The following is a 22,828-nucleotide window of genomic DNA, read 5'->3' on the forward strand; positions in this document are numbered from 1 at the left end:
GACACAGGAACTCCGATGAACGCTTCCTCCACCCCATCCTCCGCGTCGGCGACCCGCCGCGCATGGATGGCCGTTCTCGCGCATACCCCGCGCGCCGAGCTTGAGGCGGCGCTGAGCGCCGCGCTCGCCGGTGCGCCCGAGCCCGCTTTCGACTGGCTGCGTCCGCCACAAACCGGACTGGCCATGGTACGTGGGCGCATTGGCGGCACCGGCGACGCCTTCAATCTGGGCGAAGCCACCGTCACGCGCGCCACGCTGCGCCTGCGCGCCTCGGGCATTGAGCGCACCGCAGGCGGCGATGCCGGCCAGTCCGGCCCGGTCGGCGTGGCCTGCCATCTGGGCCGCGACAAGCGCCGCGCCGAGCTGGCGGCCCTCGCCGACGCGCTGCTGCAACTCCCCGCGCGCCACGACCAGTTGCACGCCCGGTTGATCGAGCCGCTCGCCGCGCGTCTCGCCGCACAACGCGACGCGCGCCGCGCCGACGCCGCCAGCACGCGGGTCGAGTTCTTCACGATGGTTCGAGGTGACGCATGAGCGACCAACGCAATGCGATGACGCCCGATCTGCTCGCGGCGCTCGCGCCCGGCTTCGGCGATCCGGTTCACGACACGCAGACGGTGTTCCGCACGCTGCTCGACGCGCTCGCGCGACCCGGCACGATCGGCGTGATCGAAACGCCGCTGCCGGCGGCCACGGCGGCGGATGCGTCCCCCGCGCGCGCCGGCCTCGCTGCCTTCGCCTCGCTGCTCGCACTCGCAGACTACGCCACGCCGGTGTGGCTCGCCCAGCCCGACGCCGCACTCGCGGCCGCGCTGCGCTTTCATGCAGGCGCGCCGCTTGCACAGCAGGCGCGCGAAGCCGCGTTCGCCTATGTGCACGACGCCGCCGCCCTGCCGCCGCTCGACGACTTCGCGAGCGGCACGCCCGAGTCGCCGGAGCAGTCGGCCACGGTGTTCGCGCGTGTCGATTCGCTCACCGGCGGCGCACCGCTCACGCTGCGCGGCCCCGGCATCGAAACGACCTGCAGCATCGCGCCCGTCGGTCTGCCCGAGCGCTTCTGGCGCGAACGCGCCGCCCTCGCGCCGCACTTCCCGTGCGGCATCGACTTCTATCTCGTGTGCGGCGACCGCCTGATGGGCCTGCCGCGCACCACTCTCGTGGAGATGCACTGATGTACGTCGCCGTCAAAGGAGGAGAGCGCGCGATCGAAGCGTCGTGGCGTCTGCTCGACGAGGCTCGCCGCGGCGATACGCGCGTGCCCGAGCTGAGCGTCGCGCAGATCCGCGAACAGATGCGTCTGGCCGTGGCGCGTGTGATGGCCGAAGGTTCGGTCTACGACGAAGAACTTGCCGCGCTCGCCATCAAGCAGGCCGCTGGCGATCTCGTCGAAGCAATCTTTTTGCTGCGCGCCTATCGCACCACGCTGCCGCGTTTTGGTTACACACAACCGGTCGAAACGGAAAACATGGTGGTGGAGCGCCGCATTTCCGCGACCTTCAAGGACGTGCCCGGCGGCCAGGTGCTTGGCGCGACCTACGATTACACGCAGCGCCTGCTCGACTTCGCGCTGCTGGCCGAAGGCGACGATGCCGCGAGCGCCGAGCCCCAGGCGCCGCGAGCCACCCCGCCCGAAGAAGCGATGCCGCGCGTGGTCTCCCTGCTCGACAAGGAAGGCCTGATCGAGCAGGAAACGCGCTCGACGCAAGCACGCGAGCCCGGCGACCTCTCGCGTGAGCCGCTTGCGTTCCCTGCCGATCGCACCGTGCGCCTGCAAAATCTCGCACGCGGCGACGAAGGCTTCCTGCTCGCGATGGGCTATGCCACGCAGCGCGGCTACGCGCATTCGCACCCGTTCGCGGGCGAGATCCGCTTTGGTTCGGTGTGCGTAGAAATGATGCTGGACGAACTCGATGAAGCCGTGGAAATCGGCGAGATCGACTTGACCGAGTGCCAGATGATCAACCAGTTCGCGGGCGCGAAAGACGTGCCGCCGCAATTCACGCAAGGCTACGGTCTCGCGTTCGGCCACGCGGAACGTAAGGCCATGGCGATGGCGCTGGTGGATCGTGCGCTGCGCGCCGAGGAGCTGGGCGAGACGATCGCCTCGCCGACTCAGGACATCGAATTCATGCTCTCGCACAGCGATAACGTGGAAGCCTCGGGCTTCGTTCAACACCTGAAGCTGCCGCACTACGTGGACTTCCAGGCTGAGCTGGAGCTCGTGCGCAAGCTGCGCGCGCAGCACGAAAGCGACAGCGACGCGAATGCCGACGCGCAAAACAAGGAGGCTGCATGAACGCGCCCGATACCTTGCAATCCACCGCAGCCGAAGTCGCCTCGCACGAAACTCAGGCCGTCTCGGGTTACAACTTCGCGTACCTCGACGAGCAGACCAAGCGGATGCTGCGCCGCGCCCTCCTCAAGGCCGTGGCCGTGCCGGGCTACCAGGTGCCGTTCGCCTCGCGCGAAATGCCGCTGCCGTATGGCTGGGGCACGGGCGGCATCCAGGTGACGGCGGCGATCATCGGCGCGAAGGACACGCTCAAGGTGATCGACCAGGGCTCGGACGACACCACGAACGCCGTGAACATCCGTCGCTTTTTCGCGCGCACCACGGGGGTGGCCACCACGCGCCGCACGAGCGAGGCGTCGATCGTGCAGACGCGGCACCGTATTCCAGAAACGCCGCTCACGGACAAGCAGATTCTCGTGTATCAGGTGCCGATGCCCGAGCCGCTGTTCCGGCTCGAGCCGCGCGTGGCCGAATGCAAGAAGCTCCATGCACTGGCCGACTATGGCCTGATCAGCGTGAAGCTTTATGAGGACATCGTGCAGCACGGCAGCATCGCCACGACGTACGACTACCCGGTGACCGTGAACGGCCGTTATCTGACGTCGCCCTCGCCGATTCCGAAGTTCGACAACCCAAAGCTGCATATGAACGCCGCGCTGCAATTGTTCGGCGCCGGTCGCGAGCGCCGCATCTACGCGATTCCGCCGTACACGCCGGTGAAGAGCCTCGACTTCGACGACCATCCGTTCGAAGTGCAGCGCTGGGAGCATGCGTGCGCCCTGTGCGGCTCGCGCGAGAGTTTCCTCGACGAGATGATTGTCGACGACGCAGGCAAACGCATGTTCGTCTGCTCGGACAGCGACTACTGCCACGACCGCCGCGAGCAGATCGATGCGCACGCAACGAATGAAGCAGGAGAGAAAGCATGACGCCGCTGTTAAGCGCAAGATCGCTCACGAAGCAGTACGGCGGCCGCAACGGCTGCCGCGACGTGAGCTTCGACCTGTATCCCGGCGAGGTGTTGTGCATCGTCGGCGAATCGGGCTCGGGCAAGACCACGCTGCTCAACACGCTCGCACTGCGCACCGAATCCGACTCGGGCGCGCTGCACTACACGAGCGCGAACGGCGAAACGCTCGACCTGCGCACGCTTTCCGAGCCGCGCCGGCGCCTGCTTGCGCGCACCGAATGGGGCTTCGTGCAGCAGAATCCGCGTGACGGGCTGCGTGCGGGCGTCTCGGCCGGGGCCAATATCGGCGAGCCGCTGATGGCCGTCGGCGCACGTCACTACGGTCAAATCCGCAACACGGCGCAGCAGTGGATGCAGCGCGTGGAGCTGGACGCGCAGCGCATCGACGAATTGCCGTCGGCGTTTTCGGGCGGCATGCAGCAGCGCCTGCAAATCGCGCGCAATCTCGTCACGGGGCCACGCCTCGTCTTCATGGACGAGCCCACAGCGGGTCTCGACGTGTCCGTGCAGGCGCGCCTGCTCGACCTCCTGCGCACGCTCACGACCAACCTGCACCTTTCGGTGTTGATCGTCACGCACGACATCGGCGTGGCGCGGCTGCTCGCGCACCGCTTGATGGTGATGCAAGGCGGCACGGTGGTCGAATCGGGCCTGACCGACCAGGTGCTGGACGACCCGCAACATCCCTATACGCAGACGCTGGTGGCGTCCGTGCTGCCGGTCTAGGATGAAAGACATGACTCTGAACTCATCACCGGGCACTCGCGCGTTCCTCGAAAGACCGGCGCTCATGCTGCGCGCCGAAGACGTGCGCAAGACTTTCACGCTGCACGGCCAGGGCGGCATCGGCATCGAAGCGCTCGCGGGCGTGTCGCTCGACGTGGAGCGCGGCGAATGCATCGTGCTGGTCGGCCCCTCGGGCGCGGGCAAGAGCACTTTCTTGCGCTGCCTGTACGGCAACTACCTCGCCAGCGGCGGCTCGATTGCGATCCGGGACGAGGGCGCGCCGCTCGAGCATCTGGAGATCACGGGCGCAGCGCCCCACGACATCCTGCGCCTGCGCCGCAACGTCGTGGGCTACGTGAGCCAGTTTCTGCGCGTGATTCCGCGCGTGAGCGCGCTCGACATCGTGGCCGCGCCGCTCGTTTCGCGCGGCGTGGAGGAAGACGAAGCACGCGAGCGCGCGCAAACGCTGCTGGCACGCCTGAACGTGCCGCAGCGCCTCTGGCCGCTCGCGCCCGCCACGTTTTCGGGCGGCGAGCAGCAGCGCGTGAACATCGCCCGGGGCCTGATCGCGCAGCACCGCGTGCTGTTGCTGGACGAACCCACGGCCTCGCTCGACGCAGAAAACCGCGAAGTCGTCGCGAGCCTGATTGGCGAAGCGCGCGAGCGCGGCGCGGCGATTGTCGGCGTATTCCACGACGAGGACACGCGCCAGCGCGTCGCCACCCGCGTACTCGAACTCAGCGCGCCGCGCGCGCAAGCGCCGCTCAGCGCCGCAGCCTGAAACCCGCCTGAACGGCGCAAACCGATATCTGATACGGAGCCTGACGATGTTGATCAAGAACGCTCGCATCGTGACGCGAGACGAAGTTTTCACCGGCACGCTAAGCGTGGCAGACGGCAAGATCCGCGACATCTCGCGCGGCTCGACCGCCGCGCCCGAAGCCGAAGACTGGGAAGGCGACTTCCTGCTGCCCGGTCTCGTCGAACTGCACACCGACAACCTGGAAAAGCACCTCGCGCCGCGCCCCGGCGTGCACTGGAACACCGACGCTGCATTCGTGATTCACGACGCGCAGATCGCAGCCGCCGGCATCACCACGGTATTCGACGCGCTGGCCATCGGCACGCGCCTCGCCGTGGGCGTGCGTGGCCGCGACGTGCAGCTCGCGAGCGCCAAGGCGCTCACGCGCTTTTCCGAGCGCAACCTGCTGCGCGCCGAGCACTTCCTGCACTTGCGCTGCGAAATCGCCACCGAAGACGTGATCGAGCTGTTCGACATGCTGAGCGACCACCCGCTGCTGCGCCTCGCCTCGGTGATGGACCACACGCCGGGCCAGCGCCAGTGGCACGACCGCGAGCAATGGCGCAAATTTCAGGAGCGCCACGGCAAGTGGACCGACGAGCAGACCAACACCATGCTCACCGAAATGGCCACGGAGCAGGAACGCTACGCCGACGCGCACCGCCTCGAAATCGTGCAGCGCTGCCGCACGCGCAACATCCCGCTCGCGAGCCACGACGACACGCTCGTGGAGCACGTCGAGCAGGCCGCGGCCGAAGGCATCGTGCTCGCCGAATTCCCGACCACGCGCGTGGCCGCCGAGGAAGCGAAAAAGCGCGATATCGCGACGATCATGGGTGCGCCGAACGTGGTGCGCGGCGGCTCGCACTCGGGCAACGTCTCGGCGCTGGAGCTGGCGCAGGCCGGTTTGCTCGACATCCTCTCGTCCGACTACGTGCCGTCGAGCCTCCTGACCGCCGCGTTCGACCTCGTGACCAAGGCCGACTGGACGCTGCCGCGCGCGCTCGCTACGGTCTCGTGGGAACCCGCCAGCAAGTCGGGCCTGCACGATCGCGGCGCGATCGAGCCGGGCCTGCGCGCGGACTTCGTGCGGGTGACGATGCTCGATTCGCTGCCCGTGCCGCGCGCGACGTGGCGCGCGGGCGTGCGCGTGGTCTGACGTCATCCACGCGGTGCAGCCGATGTGTCTGCTGCACCGCGACAAAAAACGGTGCGCTGTCTGGCCCTATTCGGGCCGAAAACCAACGGCGCGCCGTCGAATCGATTTCAATTTCCATTCAGACTGCTGACGATGCCGCGACCGCGCGGCATCGCATTCTTCCGACTGTTGCGGCCGAGCATCGCGCAGCCCATCCCAAGCCCCCGCATTGGCCTGTCCCCATTGGCCCGTTCGCCTTGCCCGACAAGGCTTTGCGTTAAATCGTACAAGCGCACGGGCGTACACTTACCGGCACCCTTTCCCGCTATCCGGTATTACACTAGCGACGCAGCAATTTTGACCTGGTAAGCTTGCGCGCGCTTCGCTGGCCGCAGGCTGGCAGGTCCAACAATAATCCGGCGCGAGCCGCGCCGGGAAATGCGCCATGGCGGCACAACCGCACGCGGCGCGCCCTGAACCATCTCGAGGAGTACCCATAGTGAAGAAACTGCTTGCCACCCTCACGGTTGCCGTGCTCGCCGTCTCGGCCGGCGTCGCCCATGCGAAGGACTGGTCCACCGTGCGTTTCGGCGTTGACGCCAGCTACGCACCGTTCGAATCCAAAGCACCCGATGGCAAGCTGGTCGGCTTCGACATCGACCTCGGCAACGAAATCTGCAAGCGCCTGAACGCCAAGTGCGTGTGGGTCGAGCAAGATTTCGACGGCATGATCCCGGGCCTGAAGGCCAAGAAATTCGACGGCGTGCTCTCGTCGATGACGATCACCCCGCAGCGCGAGCAGCAGATCGCCTTCTCGGCGAAGCTGTTCAACACGCCGACGCGCCTCGTCGCCAAGAAGGGCTCGAGCCTCGCCCCGACGGCCGACTCGCTCAAGGGCAAGTCGGTTGGCGTCGAGCAAGGCACGATCCAGGAAACCTACGCGAAGGAAAACTGGGCACCGAAGGGCGTGAACGTCGTTCCTTACCAGAACCAGGACCAGGTCTACGCCGACCTGATCTCGGGCCGTCTGGACGCCGCGCTGCAGGATGAAGTGCAGGCGGATCTGGGCTTCCTGAAGACGCCGCGCGGCGCTGGCTTCCAGTTCGCCGGCAAGGAAATCCCGACGGGCGCTGCCGCCATCGGCCTGCGCAAGGAAGACGCCGACCTGAAGGGCAAGATCGACAAGGCGATCGCCGACATGATCAAGGACGGTACCTATAAAAAGATCGAATCCAGGTACTTCGACTTCGACGTGTACGGCGGCTAAGCACCGCATCGCGCCGGCGCTGCATCACGGCGCACGAAGCCCGGGCTTTGTGTCCGGGCTTTTTCATTTCCGGATTTTTATTTCGGATTCCGTATTTTCAGATGATGCCGCAGGCGCGTGAGCGCGCGCCGGTTCCGGCGGCGCGTCGAATCGGCTAAGATCGGTATACGGCCCCCTGCATGTGCTTACGGGGCCATCGTTCACTCCAACACCTTTGCGGGCCGCCGCGCCTCGCGCATCCATCATGCAAACCCGAAACCACCCGTTGATCGCGCCCGCCCTCGGTACCACGCGGGAACTTGCCAGTTTCCACTACGGCAAGGCCGGCGGTCCCAAGGTCTACATCCAGTCCTCGCTCCACGCCGACGAACTGCCGGGCATGCTCGTCTCGTGGGCGCTGCGCCGCAAGCTCGCGGAGCTGGAAGCTGCGGGCCGCCTTCGCGGCGAGATCGTGATCGTGCCGGTGCCGAACCCCGTGGGCCTGAATCAGCACTGGCTCGGGCATATGATCGGCCGCTTCGAATCGAACACGGCGCAGAACTTCAACCGCAATTTCCACGAGCTCACCGCGCTCGTGCTGCCCAGCATCGAGGCGCGTCTCGGGCCCGACGAAGCCGCGAACCGCACGGCCATCCGTGCGGCCATGGGCGAAGCGCTGGCCGCTCAGAAGCCGAAAACCGAACTCGATTCGATGCGCCTCGCGCTCCAGCGCCTTTCGTACGACGCCGACATCGTGCTGGATCTGCATTGCGACTGGGAAGCCGCCATGCACATCTACACGAACCCCGAGCTGTGGCCCGAAGTCGAGCCGCTCGCGCGCTATCTCGATGCCAAGGCGTCGCTCCTCGCGCTCAACTCGATCGGCAACCCGTTCGACGAGATTCACAGCTTCTGCTGGTCGGAGCTGCGCGAGCAATTCGGCACGCGCTTCCCCATCCCGTACGGCTCGATTTCGGTAACGGTCGAGCTGCGCGGCCAGCGCGACGTCTCGCACGAGCTCGCAGAGCACGACGCCCAGGCCATCGTCGACTATCTGATCGGGCGCGGCGTCATCGAAGGCACGGCCGCGCCGCTGCCGCCACTCGCCCATGCAGCCACGCCGCTCGCGGGCACGGAGCCGATCGTGGCGCCTGCCAGCGGCGTGCTCGTGTTTCGCGTGGATTGCGGCACGTGGGTGGAACGCGGCGCGGCCATTGCCGATGTCATCGACCCGCTCGCCGACACCGTGACGACGCTGCACGCGGGCGTGAGCGGCGTGATGTATGCACGCCATAGCGCGCGCTTCGCCACGGCCGGCATGGAAGTCGCACGCATTGCCGGCGAAAAGCCCATTCGCAGCGGCTCGCTTCTTTCGCTGTAACCTGCAACGCCTTGTCGTAAAAGGGCTCGCGCCATAGGTGCGAGCCTTTTTTATAGGCGTTTCCCGGTCATTTCAATTATTTCGGGTAACTAATTTTCCACTTCAATGAATCGATGGCAAGCAGACGTGTAAAGCGCGCATTGATCGGGCCGTTAATGCGCCCTTGAGATGAATCAAACTCAGCTTGAAGTCAGGTTCAAAAGATGGCCTAACCCGGCAAATAGAAGAAAGCTTAGGAAAAATTTTTATAAGGCCGATTGCCGCAGTCCAGTCTTTCAAATTGACAGGAAAATTGCCCGCGAAGCCAATAACGACGGGCTTCGGGCGCCGCTCTCCGCGGGTGCAACCCGTGTGTCGCTTCCACACAACAGAATGGCGACATTTTGCCTACAAAGTCTTACTGTCACATTCCTTTCGTTATCGACCCTTAAATTGCAGCCCGTCGCATTGACCGGCCCATAAGAGGCCGGAGTAGTCATCTCGTCCTTTACCCGGAGAAACAGTTGAATAAGAAAATTCTGACCACCGCTATTCTGGCCTCGATCGCAGGCGTTGCCCACGCACAAAGCAGCGTAACGCTGTACGGCGTGATCGACGCGGGTGTGAATTACATCAGCAACGTGAAGAACTCGAACGGTACGAACGGCAGTTCGCATCAGTTCTCGTACGGTGACGGCGTGGCGCAGGGCAGCCGTTGGGGCCTGCGCGGCACGGAAGACCTGGGCGGCGGCCTGAAGGCGATCTTCGTGCTCGAAAACGGCTTCAACAGCGGTAACGGCACGGCAGGCCAGGGCGGCGCGATGTTCGGCCGTCAAGCATTCGTCGGTCTGACGCAGTCGAACATCGGTTCGCTGACGTTCGGCCGTCAATACTCGCTCAACACGGACATTCTCGGCGCGCAGTACTCGACCGGTGGCAACACGGTTTCGGGTAACTGGGCGTACCACTTCAACGACATCGACCAGCTGACGTCGAGCCGCATCAACAACGCGGTCAAGTTCCAGAGCGTGAACTTCTCGGGCTTCACGTTCGGCGCGTTGTACGGCTTCTCGAACTCGACCTCGTTCGCCGGCGCACCGGCAACGGGTCCGGCGGCCAGCCCGATCGCCGGCTCGTCGCGCGCGTACAGCTTCGGCGCGAACTACGGCTACGGCCCGTTCAGCATCGGCGCTGCCTACTTCAACCAGACGTACCCGGGCCAGACCACGCCGTCGACGACGACCACGATCGCCAACGTTGCACAGGGCACGCTGCGCGACACGCGCTCGTTCGGTGTTGGTGGCCGTTACATCGTCGGCCCGGCAACGCTGTGGGCCCTGTGGACCAACACGCTGCTTTCGCCGATCGCCGGTTCCTCGACGCTCTACAACGCGTACGAAGCAGGCGGCAAGTACGCCTTCACGCCGGCTCTCGCGGCTGGCCTTGGCTACACGTACTCGCGCACCTCGGGCAGCCAGACGGCTCACTGGAACCAGGTCAACGCATCGCTCGACTACGCGCTCAGCAAGCGCACCGACGTCTACGGCCTCGTGTCGTACCAGGACGCATCGGGCACGCTCGCGAACGGCCAGAAGGTTCAGGCGCAGATCGGCGACTCGAGCTCGAGCATCTACCAGCCGTCGGGCACGGGTTCGCAGGATCAAGTCGCGGTTCGCGTCGGTATCCGCCACAAGTTCTAAGCAGCGTCACTCGCGCAACAGCGGCGGCCGGCGACTCATAGCGCCGGCTCTGCTCGGCGCGCCGCAGCTCGCGCTGCGCGCCGCGCCTTACCGGACGGGGCATCCCTTGGGATGCCCCGCTTTTTTTGGTCCATCGCAGTCGATGCGCGACGCCTTTCGTCACGCCTTCCTGACGAATTCCGATTTGAGGCTCATGGCGCCGAAGCCATCGATCTTGCAATCGATATCGTGGTCGCTGTCCACCAGCCGGATATTCTTTACTTTGGTGCCCATCTTGATCACGCCACCCGAACCCTTGAGTTTCAGGTCCTTGATGACCGTGACGGTATCCCCGTCCTGGAGGACATTGCCGGCCGAATCGCGATACACCTTGCCCGCTGTTTCAGCCGGCGCGGTGGCTAGCGCCGACCATTCATGTGCACACTCCGGGCAGATGTAGACGTCACCGTCTTCGTAGGTGAACTCGGAATTGCATTTCGGACAGCGTGGCAGTGCGCTCATGGAGAATCCCTGGTGCCGACGGGGGCATTAAAAGCGCGCAAGTATAGCGGCTCCGGCAGACGGCCCACCCCGCCATGCGTGCGGCCTGCGACGTTATGTCCGCCGCGACCCCGCCCTGGCCCCGCTTCTGGTACGCTGCGCTCTCTCACCTCGCAGCGATCGAACCGATGGAACTCCCTTTCAACGAAGCCGCCGTCTCGGTGACGCGCAACGCGCTTTCCGCAGCCGGCCAGGTCTTCCCCATGCGCGACATCGAGGACGTGCGTATCGTCATCGGGCGGCGCAGCCGCGTGGTGCCGATCGCGATCAGCCTGGTCGGCGCCGCCGGCGCTGTCGTGGGCGGTGTGCTCGGCTCGGCGTCCGGTCTCGCGTGCGGCGTGATGGTGATCGTGGTGGGCTGGCTCGCGTGGCTCTGGCAGGAAGCCGTGCACCGGCTCTATGTCGTGACGGGCGGAGAATCGCGCGAGGCGGTCACGAGCCTCGACCCGGCATTCCTCGAACGTGTGCAGGAAGCGGTGCGCATCGCCAAGGCCGCGCAAGCGGCGCAGGCCGAAGGCGGCACGACGCGGCCCTCAGCGCCCTGATACCGCCGGAAGTACTAACGGAAGTACTGCCGGAAGCACCGCGGGCGCTCGCCCCTCACTCCATCTCGATCGACTTCACGTGCCAGATATCTCGGGCGTATTCCGCGATCGCACGGTCTGACGAGAATTTCCCCATCCCCGCCACGTTTTCGATCGCGCTCGCGGTCCACGCGGGGACGTCCAGGAAACGCTGGTCGGCGGCGTCCTGCGCCTCGATGAAGGCCGAGTAGTCGGCCAGCACGAGGTAGTGGTCGCCCCAGTCCACGAGCGTGTGGAAGATGTCCGTGTAGCGTGCCGAATCGTGCGGTGAGAAGAAGCCCGTGCGGATCTGGTCGAGCGCGCGGCGCAGCTCGGCGTTTTCCTCGTAGACCTGGCGCGGCCGGTAGCCCGCGCAACGCAGCTGATCGACCTGGTCGGACGTGTGGCCGAAGATGAAAATGTTGTCCTGCCCCACGGCCTCGCCGATCTCGATGTTCGCGCCGTCGAGCGTGCCCATGGTGAGCGCGCCGTTGAGCGCGAGCTTCATGTTGCCGGTGCCCGACGCTTCGGTGCCCGCGGTCGAGATCTGCTCGGACAGGTCCGCTGCGGGAATCAGCGCCTCGGCCACGCTCACGCCGTAATTCGGCACGAACACCACCTTGAGCCGATCGCCCACTACGGGATCGTTGTTGATCTTCGTGGCCACGTCGTTGATGAGGTGGATGATCATCTTCGCCATGCGGTACGCCGACGCGGCCTTGCCCGCGAACAGCACGACGCGTGGCACCCAGTCACGCTCCGGCGCTTCGAGAATGCGGTTGTAGCGCGTGATCACGTGCAGCACGTTGAGCAACTGGCGCTTGTACTCGTGAATGCGCTTGACCTGCATGTCGAACAGCGCGTCGGGATTGAAGACGATGCCCGTGCGCTGCAGGGCGCGATGTGCGAGGCGCACCTTGTTGCTGCGCTTGGCCGCACGGAAGGCGGCTTCGAACGACGCGTCGCCGCGCAGTTTGCGCAGCGCGCCCAGCTCGAAGAGATCGCTGCGCCAGCGCGGCCCGATCGCTTCGTCCACGAGGCGCGCGAGCGGCGCGCTCGCCTGCGCGAGCCAGCGTCGCGGCGTGATGCCGTTGGTCACGTTCGTGAAGCGGTCGGGAAAGAGACGAGCAAAGTCGGCGAAGATATCGCGCGTCATCAGTTGCGAGTGCAGCTTCGAGACACCGTTCACCTTGTGGCTCGCCACGATCGCGAGATAGGCCATACGCACGCGGCGCTGACCGTATTCGTCCACGAGCGAGATGCGGCGGATCAGATCGAGGTCGTGCGCGCCGCGGTCGCTCGCTTCGCGCAGGAACGCGGCGTTGATGTCGAAGATGATTTCGAGGTGGCGCGGCAAGAGGCGCGCCAATAGTTCGACGTCCCAGGTTTCCAGCGCTTCGGGCATCAGCGTGTGGTTGGTGTACGAGAACACACGGCGCACGTGGCCCATCGCCTCGTCCCACGGCAGATGATGCACGTCCACGAGCAGGCGGATCAGTTCGGGAATGGCCAGCACCGGGTGCGTGTCGTTCAGGTGCACCGCGACCTTTTCGGAGAAGCGCCCGAACGTGCTGTGCGTGCGCAGGTAGCGGCGAATCAGGTCCTGCATCGTCGCGGAGACGAAAAAGTATTCCTGGCGCAGACGCAGTTCGCGCCCGGCCATCGTCGAGTCGTCGGGATAGAGCAGCCGCGAGACGTTCTCGGAGATGTTGCGCGCTTCCACCGCACGCTGATAGTCGCCCTGGTTGAACGCCGAGAGGTCGAGTTCTTCGTCCGCGCGCGCGGACCATAGCCGCAGCGTGTTGGTCGCGCTGGTGGCGTAGCCGGGAATCACCGTGTCGTAGGCCATGGCGTTCACATGCTGCGCGTCGACCCATTCCACATGGCCGTTGCGCTGCATGGTGCGCCCGCCGAAGCGCACGGGATACTGGACCTCGGGCCGCGGAAACTCCCACGGATTGCCATAGCGCAGCCAGTAGTCGGGCGCTTCGACCTGTTCGCCGTTCACGACCTGCTGGCGAAACATGCCGTAGTCATAGCGAATGCCATAGCCGAAACCCGGAATGCCGAGCGTCGCCATCGAATCGAGAAAGCACGCCGCGAGCCGGCCGAGACCGCCGTTGCCGAGCGCCGCGTCGGGCTCGTAGTCGAGCACCGTGTCCATGTCGACGCCCACGCTCGCCAGCGCCTCTTTCATCTGGTCGTGGATGCCGAGCGCGATCAGCGCGTTCGAGAATGTGCGGCCGATGAGAAATTCCATCGACAGGTAATAGACGCGTTTGACGTCCTGATCGTACTGGCGGCGCGTGGTGATCATCCAGCGCTCGACGAGCCGGTCGCGCACGGCGAGCGCCGCAGCATGCAGCCAGTCCTGCGGACGGGCTGTCACGGCGTCCTTGCCGACACCGTACATCAGGCGATTGGAGAGGGAACGACGCAGCGCTTCGACGCTGCTTTGCAACTGATCGAACTCGAGACCGATGGCTGTCATCTACTGACTCCTGTCGACCGCACCTGGCAACGAGCGCCTGGTGCGGTCCCATGCAATGCGCCGGAAATGGCGGCGCGCCCATAAAAGGTGCAGGGCGCGCGGTTGTTCTGGGCCTGCGCCGCACGTGACGGAACGGGACAATGACGCGTCGGCGCCGCGGCGCAAAAGGCCGGCACCGCTCGCCAGCGAGCGCAGATCAATTTGCAGAGTAGTGCATTTTCAAATGGCGTGCGGCGGCGCGCCAGCCGGGCACGGAGCACGGCCGCCGGCCACGCGGAACCCGCCGTCCGCCTCGATCCCTTGCCATGCGGTGGGTTGCGCGCGCGCAGCGCGGCGTCACGTCTGCGCGTGACGGGCCTGGCGGTTAGTTGCGATTGCTGAGCCGTGATGAACGATCGAGTGCTACCCAAGGCCTTACAGTCACCCCACGCCCTGAGGCTTCCCCTGCAGAACCGGGCGGGCTCTGTAACAATCGCAAAATTCGTCCGCGCGGCCCGCGCCGCAGCCTTCATCGTCCATCCGCCCGAGACTGTCTTGTCCGAAACCTTTTCCGCGGCGCGCGAAACCCGCAACACCAGCGATATCGAGTCGCCCGACGCGCCCATGTCCGCGAAGAACCGCCGCGCCATGGGCGCGGTGATGCTCGCCGTTGCGCTCGCCACGCTCGACACCGCCATCGCCAACACCGCGCTGCCGGCCATCGCCACCGACCTGCACGCGGCCCCCGCCGCCTCGGTGTGGATCATCAACGCATACCAGCTCGCGATGGTCGCCACGCTGCTGCCGCTCGCCGCGCTCGGCGACATCATCGGCCACCGGCGTATCTATATCAGCGGCCTCGCGATCTTCACGGTCGCTTCGCTCGCCTGCGCGCTCGCACCTACGCTGACCGCGCTCGCCGGGGCGCGCGTGCTGCAGGGGCTCGGCGCGAGCGCCATCATGAGCGTGAACACGGCGCTGATCCGCTTTCTCTACCCGCCGCACCGGCTCGGGCGCGGGCTCGGCATGAACGCGCTGATCGTGGGCGTTTCGTTCGCCGTGGGTCCGACCATGGCCTCGCTGATCCTCTCCGCGGGCACCTGGCCGTGGCTCTTCGCGATCAACGTGCCGCTCGGCGTGCTCGCGCTCGTGTTCGCGCTGCCCGCGCTGCCGCAGACGGCGCGCGGCAAGCACGCCTTCGATCCCGTCGCGGCGGTGCTCAATGTGATTACGTTCGCGGCGCTGATCTTCGCGCTCGGCGAGGCCGCGCAGCGCGCGCCCGGCATCGAAGTGGGCATTGCGGCCGTCGTGGCGCTGGTGTTCGGCGCGCTGCTGATCCGGCGCGAAGCCGGCCATCCCGCGCCCATGCTGCCCGTGGATCTGTTCCGCCGGCCGGTTTTCGCGCTTTCGTCGGTCACCGCGATCTGCTCATTCGCGGCGCAGGGCCTCGCGTTCGTCTCCCTGCCGTTCTATTTCGAAACCGTGCTGATGCGCAGCCAGGTGGAGACCGGCTTCCTGATGACGCCCTGGCCCGTGGTCGTGGCCGCCGCCGCGCCCATTGCGGGGCGCCTCTCCGACCGCTATCCGCCGGGCCTGCTCGGTGCGATCGGGCTCGCCATTCTCTCGGCCGGCATGGCGTCGCTGGCGCTGCTGCCCGCGCACCCCACGGTGACTGACATCGTCGTGCGGATGGCGATCTGCGGCGCGGGCTTCGGCTTTTTCCAGTCGCCGAACCTGCGGGCGATCATGGCGAGCGCGCCGCCCGAGCGCAGCGGTGGCGCGAGCGGCACGGTCGCGGTCTCGCGTCTGCTCGGGCAGACCACGGGCGCTGCGTTGGTGGCGCTGTGCTTCCAGATCGTGGGCCGGCACGGCCCGACGCTCGCCTTAAGCCTTGGCTGCGCCTTTGCGGGCGCGGCGGCCATTGCGAGCGGGCTGCGGCTTTTCGCGCCGTCGCACCGGGCGGTGCAGCGCGGGTGATGGGATTGATGCGGTCCGTGCGGACGGCTGAAGTCTGACGCAAAGGCACGCGGGAAAAGCGCGCCTTCGCCAGCCCGTCTACCGGCTTATCGCGCGAAGTAGCCCTTCACCGCCGCCACGAACGTGTCGATATCGGCGGCCGTCACGTCGAGGTGCGTGACGAAGCGCGACGCGTACAGCATCTGCGTGAGGATGCCGCGCTCCTTGAGATATGCCTCCAGCGGCGCGCAGTGCTCCTGCGGGAACTGCACGAACACCATGTTCGTCGCCTGCGACATCACCTTCACCTGCTCGATCTGCGCAAGACCGGCGGCGAGACGCGCGGCGTTCGCATGGTCGTCGGCGAGACGCGCGACGTTGTGATCGAGCGCGTAAAGGCACGCGGCCGCGAGCACGCCCGACTGGCGCATACCGCCGCCCAGCACCTTGCGCCAGCGATGCGCAGCGTCGATGAGCGCGCGGCTGCCGACCAGCACCGATCCCACCGGCGTGCCCAACCCCTTCGAAAAACAGATCGACACCGAGTCGAAGCCCGCCGTGAGCGCCTCGAGCGGCTGGCCCGAGGCGACCGTCGCGTTGTACACGCGCGCACCGTCGAGGTGCGTGGCGAGGCCGCGCTCATGCGCAAGCCGTGTGGCCTTCGCGACGTAATCCGCCGGCAGGACCTTGCCGCCGATGGTGTTTTCGAGCGCGAGCAGACGCGTGCGCGCGAAATGGTCGTCGAACGGCTTGATCGCTGCAGCGATGCGCTCGAGCGGGATCGAGCCGTCTTCGGCGTTGTCGAGCGGCTGCGGCTGGATGCTGCCCAGCACGGCCGCGCCACCGCCTTCGTACTTATAGGTGTGGGCCGCCTGGCCGACGATGTACTCGTCGCCGCGCGCGCAATGCGCCATCAGCGCGGCGAGGTTGCTCTGCGTGCCGCTCGGGAAGAAGAGTCCCGCCTCCTTGCCCGCCTCTTGCGCCACGCGCGCCTGCAGGCGCAGCACGGTCGGGTCGTCGCCCCATACGTCGTCGCCGGTTTCGGCGCGGGTCATGGCAGCGAGCATGGCTTCGCTCGGACGGGTGACGGTGTCACTGCGCAGGTCGATCATTGCGATGAAATCCTCGTGGTTGAAGCACGCGCGGGACGCACGGGCGCGCGCCTGGTCGGGCGCGCGCCCGTGCGGCGTGGAACCATCGAGTGTATTTTCAAACGGCGGCCCAGCGCAATGCCGGGCCGGGCACGGAGCGCGCTTTCGCCGTGGCTAGTGCGCGAGCAGCGGCAGCGGATCGACGGGCTTGCCGTCGCTACGGACTTCGAACTGAACGCCGCCGGTGCCCATTTCCGCGATCGGCTGGCCTTGCGACACGGCGTCGTCTTCCTTCACGAGCAGCTTGCCGTTGCGGCCATAGGCCGTCACGACCTGGTCGTTGTGCTTGATGATCACCAGCGGCCCATAGGCCTCGATACCCGTACCCGCGTAGACCACGCGGCCGGCGGCGGCGGCCTTGACCTCCTCGCCGGGCGAGCCGCCGATCACGATGCCAGTGGACTTGCCCGGCACGAAGCGCTGCAGGATCGGCCCGCGCGCAGGCCACGCGAGCGCGATGCCCGGCGCAACGGGTGCGGGCATGGCTACGCCAGCGGCGGCCGGTGCGCCGCCAGGCATCTGCGCCTGCGGCGCAGCCGTTGCGTAGTTGGGCGGGGGCGCGACGCGCAGCACCTGGCCTGGCAGGATCTGGGCGTTGGCGGAAGGCAGCTGGTTCCAGCTCGCGATGTCCTGGGGACGCTGGCCGAAGGCCCCGGCGACGCGCGAGAGCGTGTCGCCCGGATTGACGCGGTAGTAGCCCGCGGGCACGCCGCTCGTGGACATTGGGGGGGCGCTTTGGGATTCCCATGGCGCGAAGGTACTGCTACAGGCGCTGCAGACGAGCGTGAGGGCGGCCAGCGCCGCATACGCGCCCGGGTTTCGCCGTTGTCGATTCATCTTGCTGTTCCTCGCTTGGTCCTCGCGTATGACGCAAAAATACGCATGTGGAGTGCGCGGCGGGCCGCAGGCGTTCGCTTGCGCGCCACCTTCCGCGCGAATGAAGACGGAATAAGCCGGAAATGGCGAACGTCCCCATTATATCGTTCATGCTCCAGCCGCCTTTTTTCGCCGGCATGCTCGCCCGGCCTGCGTTTGCGCGGGTCTACGCCTATACTGGTTCACGCGTCACCCGATAATCAGATGAAAGGCCTCTCGCTGCAGTCCCATGGCCCTGAGGGATCCGAGAATGAACAAAGCCACCTTTCTTTCGCTGCAGCTCAACGTCGAAGATGTCACGTCGTCGCCGGGCCTCGTCGAATTGTTGAACAACCATCTCGTCTTTGCGGCCGACGTGGCCGAAGCCGCCGACGAACTGGTCCAGCACGCCAGCATCGCACGGCTTTCCGGCGCCACCGAGGCGTCCGTGGAAATTCCCGCCGTAGTCATCGAGCGCTTGCGCGACGCGCTCGATACGCTGAGCGGCTATGACGAAACCTGGCTTTTCGCGCTCGAGCCCGGCCGTGCGCTCTTCGACGACATCGCACGCCGGCCTCGCCTGCTTCACTAGTACGCGAACCCGGAGCGGACGGCGCCCTACCCGCATCGCCCGCCCCATTTGCCTGCGCGCCGGCGCCCGTGTGCCACGCTGCCGCGCGCGGAGCGCCTTGTTTTTGGCGCGCCAAACTGGGGGAACCGCCGTGAAATCCATTCTGAACCGCCGTAACACCGCGCTCTCTGGCGCGCCATCACGAATCCTGGCCGTCGCCCATGATGCCGCCACGCAGCGCGCCGTCGCAAGCGAAGCCGCGAGCCGCGTCTCGCAATCCGCGCCCGAGCCCACCGTTACGCCGCCCGAGGCTCCCGTCGAGGTCGAGTCGCGCGGGGAGCCTTCCGCAGGCGCAGCCGTGCAGCCCGAAGGCGCCGGCGGGCCTCGGCCAGTGTCCACACTCCATCCGGTGCCGGTCATGCCCGCGCACCTCAATGGCCGCCCCGTGCAGATCGCCGACGGCGCCGCATTCGAAGCGCTCCACGCTGCCGACGAGCTCCTGACCTTCCGCGTCTATCGCTGCTTCGCCTATACGGTCAGCCTCTTCTTCCATCCGCCCACGCTCGGCTACTTCGTCGCGCTCCATCAAGAAAGCGTACTGTGGCGCGCGCTGAAAGCCAACGACCTCGACGCGGCCGGCTCGGCATTTCACCTGATGCAGGAGCAAGCCACGCGCCTCGCCGACGGCGAAACGCGCCGCGTGCAACTCGTCGCGCAAAATGCGGAGCTCACACGGCAGATCGAGGAGTCGGAAGCCCAGGCCGAACGCCTGCGCGTGGATCTGCAGCGCCACGCGGAACAAGAGCAGACGGTGACGGGCCGCCAGCACCAGATACGAAAGGACGTCGCTCAGCTGGAGGCGCAGCGCATTGCCGCGCAGGCCCAGTTGAACAAGGCGCACCGGGCGCTGCATCAGCTCAAGGTCGCGACGAGCGAGGGCGTGCCCCATCTGCATGCGCGCTGATCACGCGAGCGGGCCGAGCTGCCGCGCGAATCGCCGGGCGGCTTCGAGGCCGAAACTACTCGGCGCCAGCTTCACGTCGCGCTCATAGTCGACGTCGATGCCCATGCGCCACGCCGCAATGCGCTTGCCGTAGCAAATCAGCGTATCGAGCGACTGCATGACGAAGACGATGGCGGGCAGCACCTGCTGGTACAGGGCTTGCGCGCGCTCGAGATCGCCTGCGCAATACGCGGCGTAGACCTGCTGCTGCCAGTCGAAGCAGTCCGGTGCGACGATCATCCCCGCACAGCCGGCGCGCAGGTTGTCGAGCAATTCCAGGCCGCCGCGGCCGTTGAGCACGGGCATCAGGTCGCCGATCTGCGCGATCGTTTCGGCGATCGTCACCGCCGGGCCTTCGCCCTTGAGCACGCGGAAGTTCGGGCATTGCGCAGCAAGCGCGCGCAAACTGCCCGGCGAGAGCCCGACGCCCAGATACCCTGGCGCGTTCTGTATGCCGACCGTCACGTCGAGCCCTGCCATCACGTCAGCGAAGAAGTCGAAATAGAACGATTCGGAATGCGCAGGCTCGCCTTGAGCGCGCACGGGAGGCTGGAGGATCAGCCATGCCGCGCCGCGTTCGATCGCGTGTTGCGCGAATTCGCGCTGCGCCTGAACCGTGGGACCGCTCACCGTGACGGCGAGCGGCAGCGCGCCGCCGCTGTCCTCCTGCGCCCAGCCGATCACCTGCTCGCGTTCGGCGCGCGAAAGCTTGTTGACCTCGGTCGCGAGCCCGAGCACCGCAATGCCCGGCGCGCCGCCGCGCACGGCCGCTTCGACCTGGCGCCGCATGGCGGCGCGGTCGAGGCGGTTATCGCGATCGAAGTACGCATAGAGGATCGGGTAGATGCCGGCGATCGCACCGGCGGATTTGGCTGGCGCGCTCATCGTGTGCTCCTGCGCGATCAGTGGGAGTCGCGCGGCACGGCCGCGCCGCTCGCGCCGACCAGAAAGTCCAGGTCCGCACCCTTGTCGGCCTGCAGCACGTGCTCGACGTAAAGCCGGTAATAGCCGCGCTCGGGCAGCTCGGGCGCCGTCCACTCGGTCTTGCGGCGCGCGAGTTCTGCGTCGGAGACTTCCAGATGCAGGCGCCGCGCCGCGACGTCCAGCTCGATCATGTCGCCCGTGCGCACGAGCGCGAGCGGGCCGCCCGCAGCCGCTTCGGGCGACACGTGCAGCACGACCGCACCATACGCCGTGCCGCTCATGCGGCCGTCCGAAATGCGCACCATGTCGGTAATGCCCTTTTGCAGCACCTTCTTCGGCAGCGGCATGTTGCCGACCTCGGCGAAGCCCGGATAGCCCTTGGGTCCGGCGCCTTTGAGGACCATGACGCAGTGCTCGTCGATATCGAGCGATGCGTCGTCGACCTTCGCGTGCAGTTCCTCGACGTCCTCGAACACCACCGCGCGGCCGCGATGCCGCAACAGCGCCGGCGTGGCGGCCGAAGGCTTGATGACCGCGCCGTCGGGCGCGAGGTTGCCCTTGAGCACGGCGATGCCGGCTTTGGGCTTGAACGGCTGCGCAAACGAGGTGATGACTTCGGGGTTGTAGTTCGGCGCGTCGGCCACGTTTTCCCAGAGGGTTTTACCGTTGACCGTCAACGCGTCCCGATGCAGCAGCCCTTGCTCGCCCAGTTGCCGCAGCACCGCGGGCAGACCGCCCGCGTAATAAAAGTCCTCCATCAGATGATGGCCGGAAGGCTGCAGATTCACGAGGCACGGAACATCGGAGCCGAGTTCCCAGTCATCGAGCGAAAGCGGCACGCCAATGCGCCGCGCGAGCGCGATCAGATGCACGACGGCGTTGGTCGAGCCGCCGATGGCCGCGTTGGTGCGGATCGCGTTTTCGAACGCCGCGCGGGTGAGGATCTTCGACATCGTGAGGTCCTCGCGCACCATCTCGACGATGCGCCGCCCGGCGAGTTGCGCGAGCACCTGGCGGCGCGCATCGACAGCGGGAATGGCCGCATTGTGGGGCAGCCCCATGCCCAGCGATTCGACCATCGAGGCCATCGTGGACGCCGTGCCCATGGTCATGCAGTGGCCGCGCGAGCGGTTCATGCACGACTCCGCTTCGACGAATTCGGCCTGCGACATTGTCCCCGCGCGCACTTCCTCCGACATTTGCCACACCCCCGTGCCCGAGCCGATCTCATGGCCCCGGAAACGCCCGTTGAGCATTGGGCCGCCGGAGACGGCGAGCGCGGGCAAGTTGCACGACGCTGCGCCCATCAGCAAGGCCGGCGTGGTCTTGTCGCAGCCGACGAGCAAAATCGTGCCGTCGATCGGATTCCCGCGAATCGACTCCTCGACGTCCATGGAGGCGAGGTTGCGAAACAGCATTGCGGTGGGCCGCAAGTTCGATTCGCCGAGCGACATCACGGGAAACTCGAGTGGCAGACCGCCGGCTTCGTACACGCCTTTTTTCACGTACTCCGCGAGTTCGCGAAAATGCGCGTTGCACGGCGTGAGTTCCGACCACGTATTGCAAATGCCGATGACGGGGCGGCCGTCGAACGCGTCGTGAGGGATGCCCTGATTCTTCATCCACGAGCGGTGAATGAAGCCGTCCTTGTCGGCTTTGCCGAACCAGGCCTGACTGCGCAAGGGCTTGCGGGGGGAGCGGGTCATGGGGGGGCGTCTCCTGTAGCGGGGCAACTTCAGGGAAACTGCCGCCCGATCATAGGAGTGACGTTCGGACCCGTCAATGTTCGGTATGGCGTCCTTAGATATGGACAAAGCGCGCCACAAAAAAGTACGGGCCGGTGGAGAACCGGCCCGTGCTGGACTGCCTGTTGCAACAACGTACTGCATACTGCGTTCTGCTACTGCACGGCTGCACCTCTCACTGCGCCAGCCAACTTCAACTACCTTCTGCTCTCTGCGTACTTCCTGACTGCAACAACTCACCTACTGCGTACTGCGTACTGCAACTGCACACTGCGAACTGCACCTTCTACTGCAACCACTCACTGCGTCTTGCAACTGCAACTTCTAGTGCACTCACTGCTTTACTTCTGCTGCAACAACTGACTGCGTACGGCGACAACTCACTACAGGGGGTAGCTTGCCGGAACCGCCTGAAGCGGTTCCGTTCGGTCAGGGCTTAGTGGCCGAAGTAAATGCGCTGGTTCGGGGCGACTTGCGCCGGTTGCACCGCGGCACCCGACTGCGACGTGCCGACTGCCGGAGCGCCGTAGCCGCTGGTGTCGCCGGCGGCGAGCTTTTCCTGGGTCACGCGCGCTTGCGCGGCCTGCAGGTTTTCCGGGTAGTTCACATGGTCAGCCGACGGGTTGTAGCCAGCGTGCTCGAGTTGAACCAGTTCCGCACGCACCTGGGCGCGGGTCAGGCCTTGTTCGCTCGATTGGGCGAACGAGATTGCCGGGATGGCAAGCGCGGCGGCGACGACAACTGCGGGGATAAGCTTGTTCATGATCGGACCTCCATCTGTTTTATTTCCACTTCAGAACACCGTGTTCGTCAGC

The 22,828-nt window shown here is 66.2% G+C and carries 21 protein-coding genes; 14 read left to right on the forward strand and 7 right to left on the reverse strand.

Annotated elements, in window-relative coordinates; genetic code table 11:
- Positions 1–15 precede the first annotated feature (15 nt).
- The 10 genes from phnG to AB3X98_RS32190 all read left to right on the forward strand — a co-directional run bounded on the left by phnG (position 16) and on the right by AB3X98_RS32190 (position 10,235).
- Positions 16–534: a phosphonate C-P lyase system protein PhnG gene (phnG, locus tag AB3X98_RS32145; RefSeq protein ID WP_342946773.1), complete on the forward strand. Its 519-nt coding sequence runs from the start codon at positions 16–18 to the stop codon at positions 532–534.
- A complete protein-coding gene (gene phnH / locus AB3X98_RS32150; protein WP_368605450.1) occupies positions 531–1,172 on the forward strand; it encodes a phosphonate C-P lyase system protein PhnH in 642 nt (213 codons plus the stop codon). Before phnG ends, phnH begins: the two co-directional genes overlap by 4 nt.
- Complete coding sequence (locus AB3X98_RS32155) at positions 1,172–2,296, forward strand: carbon-phosphorus lyase complex subunit PhnI (RefSeq protein WP_368605449.1); 1,125 nt, start codon at positions 1,172–1,174, stop codon at positions 2,294–2,296. Before phnH ends, AB3X98_RS32155 begins: the two co-directional genes overlap by 1 nt.
- Positions 2,293–3,222 (forward strand): alpha-D-ribose 1-methylphosphonate 5-phosphate C-P-lyase PhnJ, encoded by a 930-nt coding sequence (locus AB3X98_RS32160; protein ID WP_324161765.1) that lies wholly within the window; start codon positions 2,293–2,295, stop codon positions 3,220–3,222. The genes AB3X98_RS32155 and AB3X98_RS32160 overlap by 4 nt, the downstream gene beginning before the upstream one ends.
- Positions 3,219–3,989, forward strand: a complete 771-nt coding sequence (gene phnK / locus AB3X98_RS32165; RefSeq protein ID WP_069261660.1) for a phosphonate C-P lyase system protein PhnK — start codon at positions 3,219–3,221, stop codon at positions 3,987–3,989. The genes AB3X98_RS32160 and phnK overlap by 4 nt, the downstream gene beginning before the upstream one ends.
- A 10-nt stretch (positions 3,990–3,999) precedes the next feature.
- Complete coding sequence (phnL, locus tag AB3X98_RS32170) at positions 4,000–4,770, forward strand: phosphonate C-P lyase system protein PhnL (RefSeq protein WP_176732806.1); 771 nt, start codon at positions 4,000–4,002, stop codon at positions 4,768–4,770.
- Between the two features lie 46 nt (positions 4,771–4,816).
- A complete protein-coding gene (locus AB3X98_RS32175) occupies positions 4,817–5,950 on the forward strand; it encodes an alpha-D-ribose 1-methylphosphonate 5-triphosphate diphosphatase (RefSeq protein ID WP_368605448.1) in 1,134 nt (377 codons plus the stop codon).
- Between the two features lie 478 nt (positions 5,951–6,428).
- The gene (locus AB3X98_RS32180) at positions 6,429–7,196 is read left to right on the forward strand and encodes an ABC transporter substrate-binding protein (RefSeq protein ID WP_069261657.1); all 768 of its coding nucleotides are present in this window, start codon (positions 6,429–6,431) and stop codon (positions 7,194–7,196) included.
- A 244-nt stretch (positions 7,197–7,440) separates the two neighbouring features.
- Positions 7,441–8,556, forward strand: a complete 1,116-nt coding sequence (locus tag AB3X98_RS32185; RefSeq protein ID WP_368605447.1) for a succinylglutamate desuccinylase/aspartoacylase family protein — start codon at positions 7,441–7,443, stop codon at positions 8,554–8,556.
- Positions 8,557–9,059: 503 nt separating this feature from the next.
- On the forward strand, positions 9,060–10,235 hold the full coding sequence (locus AB3X98_RS32190) for a porin (protein ID WP_069261655.1): 1,176 nt from the start codon (positions 9,060–9,062) through the stop codon (positions 10,233–10,235).
- 159 nt (positions 10,236–10,394) lie between these two features.
- On the opposite strand, the gene AB3X98_RS32195 is transcribed toward AB3X98_RS32190, so the two are convergent.
- Positions 10,395–10,736 (reverse strand): zinc ribbon domain-containing protein YjdM, encoded by a 342-nt coding sequence (locus tag AB3X98_RS32195; protein WP_069261654.1) that lies wholly within the window; start codon positions 10,734–10,736, stop codon positions 10,395–10,397.
- 167 nt (positions 10,737–10,903) lie between these two features.
- Between AB3X98_RS32195 and AB3X98_RS32200 the strand changes: the two genes are divergently transcribed.
- Positions 10,904–11,320, forward strand: a complete 417-nt coding sequence (locus AB3X98_RS32200) for a DUF6232 family protein (RefSeq protein WP_069261653.1) — start codon at positions 10,904–10,906, stop codon at positions 11,318–11,320.
- A gap of 55 nt (positions 11,321–11,375) precedes the next feature.
- Here the strand turns inward: AB3X98_RS32200 and AB3X98_RS32205 are convergent, their stop codons facing one another.
- Complete coding sequence (locus AB3X98_RS32205) at positions 11,376–13,829, reverse strand: glycogen/starch/alpha-glucan phosphorylase (protein ID WP_368605446.1); 2,454 nt, start codon at positions 13,827–13,829, stop codon at positions 11,376–11,378.
- Positions 13,830–14,432: 603 nt separating this feature from the next.
- Between AB3X98_RS32205 and AB3X98_RS32210 the strand changes: the two genes are divergently transcribed.
- A complete protein-coding gene (locus AB3X98_RS32210) occupies positions 14,433–15,785 on the forward strand; it encodes an MFS transporter (RefSeq protein WP_083245022.1) in 1,353 nt (450 codons plus the stop codon).
- A gap of 86 nt (positions 15,786–15,871) precedes the next feature.
- Here the strand turns inward: AB3X98_RS32210 and ltaE are convergent, their stop codons facing one another.
- Both ltaE and AB3X98_RS32220 read right to left on the reverse strand, forming a co-directional pair.
- Positions 15,872–16,876, reverse strand: a complete 1,005-nt coding sequence (gene ltaE, locus AB3X98_RS32215; protein ID WP_368605445.1) for a low-specificity L-threonine aldolase — start codon at positions 16,874–16,876, stop codon at positions 15,872–15,874.
- Positions 16,877–17,029: 153 nt separating this feature from the next.
- Complete coding sequence (locus AB3X98_RS32220; RefSeq protein ID WP_342946779.1) at positions 17,030–17,752, reverse strand: peptidoglycan DD-metalloendopeptidase family protein; 723 nt, start codon at positions 17,750–17,752, stop codon at positions 17,030–17,032.
- A gap of 289 nt (positions 17,753–18,041) precedes the next feature.
- Between AB3X98_RS32220 and AB3X98_RS32225 the strand changes: the two genes are divergently transcribed.
- Positions 18,042–18,362 carry a hypothetical protein gene (locus tag AB3X98_RS32225; protein ID WP_069261648.1) on the forward strand — a complete coding sequence of 107 codons (321 nt, stop codon included), beginning with the start codon at positions 18,042–18,044 and terminating at the stop codon, positions 18,360–18,362.
- Between the two features lie 130 nt (positions 18,363–18,492).
- Entirely contained in the window at positions 18,493–19,305 is an 813-nt protein-coding gene (locus AB3X98_RS32230) for a DUF2968 domain-containing protein (RefSeq protein ID WP_069261647.1), read from the forward strand.
- Here the strand turns inward: AB3X98_RS32230 and AB3X98_RS32235 are convergent, their stop codons facing one another.
- From AB3X98_RS32235 to AB3X98_RS32245, 3 genes are all read right to left on the reverse strand, one after another.
- Entirely contained in the window at positions 19,306–20,229 is a 924-nt protein-coding gene (locus tag AB3X98_RS32235; protein ID WP_368605443.1) for a dihydrodipicolinate synthase family protein, read from the reverse strand.
- Between the two features lie 17 nt (positions 20,230–20,246).
- Entirely contained in the window at positions 20,247–21,974 is a 1,728-nt protein-coding gene (locus AB3X98_RS32240) for an IlvD/Edd family dehydratase (RefSeq protein ID WP_368605442.1), read from the reverse strand.
- Between the two features lie 475 nt (positions 21,975–22,449).
- On the reverse strand, positions 22,450–22,776 hold the full coding sequence (locus tag AB3X98_RS32245; RefSeq protein WP_201697350.1) for a DUF4148 domain-containing protein: 327 nt from the start codon (positions 22,774–22,776) through the stop codon (positions 22,450–22,452).
- Positions 22,777–22,828: the final 52 nt, after the last annotated feature.

This window comes from Paraburkholderia sp. BR14312 (genome assembly GCF_040948675.1).
Taxonomy (GTDB): Bacteria; Pseudomonadota; Gammaproteobacteria; order Burkholderiales; family Burkholderiaceae; genus Paraburkholderia; species Paraburkholderia nodosa_A.

Bases quoted from the DNA above. Each gene is read 5' to 3' on its own strand.
- AB3X98_RS32185 (WP_368605447.1), top strand. From the start codon at position 7,441: ATGCAAACCCGAAACCACCCGTTGATCGCGCCCGCCCTCGGTACCACG.
- AB3X98_RS32225 (WP_069261648.1), top strand. From the start codon at position 18,042: ATGAACAAAGCCACCTTTCTTTCGCTGCAGCTCAACGTCGAAGATGTC.
- phnH (WP_368605450.1), top strand. From the start codon at position 531: ATGAGCGACCAACGCAATGCGATGACGCCCGATCTGCTCGCGGCGCTC.
- phnL (WP_176732806.1), top strand. From the start codon at position 4,000: ATGACTCTGAACTCATCACCGGGCACTCGCGCGTTCCTCGAAAGACCG.
- AB3X98_RS32195 (WP_069261654.1), bottom strand. From the start codon at position 10,736: ATGAGCGCACTGCCACGCTGTCCGAAATGCAATTCCGAGTTCACCTAC.
- phnK (WP_069261660.1), top strand. From the start codon at position 3,219: ATGACGCCGCTGTTAAGCGCAAGATCGCTCACGAAGCAGTACGGCGGC.
- AB3X98_RS32160 (WP_324161765.1), top strand. From the start codon at position 2,293: ATGAACGCGCCCGATACCTTGCAATCCACCGCAGCCGAAGTCGCCTCG.
- AB3X98_RS32210 (WP_083245022.1), top strand. From the start codon at position 14,433: ATGTCCGCGAAGAACCGCCGCGCCATGGGCGCGGTGATGCTCGCCGTT.
- AB3X98_RS32175 (WP_368605448.1), top strand. From the start codon at position 4,817: ATGTTGATCAAGAACGCTCGCATCGTGACGCGAGACGAAGTTTTCACC.
- phnG (WP_342946773.1), top strand. From the start codon at position 16: ATGAACGCTTCCTCCACCCCATCCTCCGCGTCGGCGACCCGCCGCGCA.
- AB3X98_RS32245 (WP_201697350.1), bottom strand. From the start codon at position 22,776: ATGAACAAGCTTATCCCCGCAGTTGTCGTCGCCGCCGCGCTTGCCATC.
- AB3X98_RS32220 (WP_342946779.1), bottom strand. From the start codon at position 17,752: ATGAATCGACAACGGCGAAACCCGGGCGCGTATGCGGCGCTGGCCGCC.
- AB3X98_RS32205 (WP_368605446.1), bottom strand. From the start codon at position 13,829: ATGACAGCCATCGGTCTCGAGTTCGATCAGTTGCAAAGCAGCGTCGAA.
- AB3X98_RS32155 (WP_368605449.1), top strand. From the start codon at position 1,172: ATGTACGTCGCCGTCAAAGGAGGAGAGCGCGCGATCGAAGCGTCGTGG.
- AB3X98_RS32200 (WP_069261653.1), top strand. From the start codon at position 10,904: ATGGAACTCCCTTTCAACGAAGCCGCCGTCTCGGTGACGCGCAACGCG.
- ltaE (WP_368605445.1), bottom strand. From the start codon at position 16,876: ATGATCGACCTGCGCAGTGACACCGTCACCCGTCCGAGCGAAGCCATG.
- AB3X98_RS32235 (WP_368605443.1), bottom strand. From the start codon at position 20,229: ATGAGCGCGCCAGCCAAATCCGCCGGTGCGATCGCCGGCATCTACCCG.
- AB3X98_RS32240 (WP_368605442.1), bottom strand. From the start codon at position 21,974: ATGACCCGCTCCCCCCGCAAGCCCTTGCGCAGTCAGGCCTGGTTCGGC.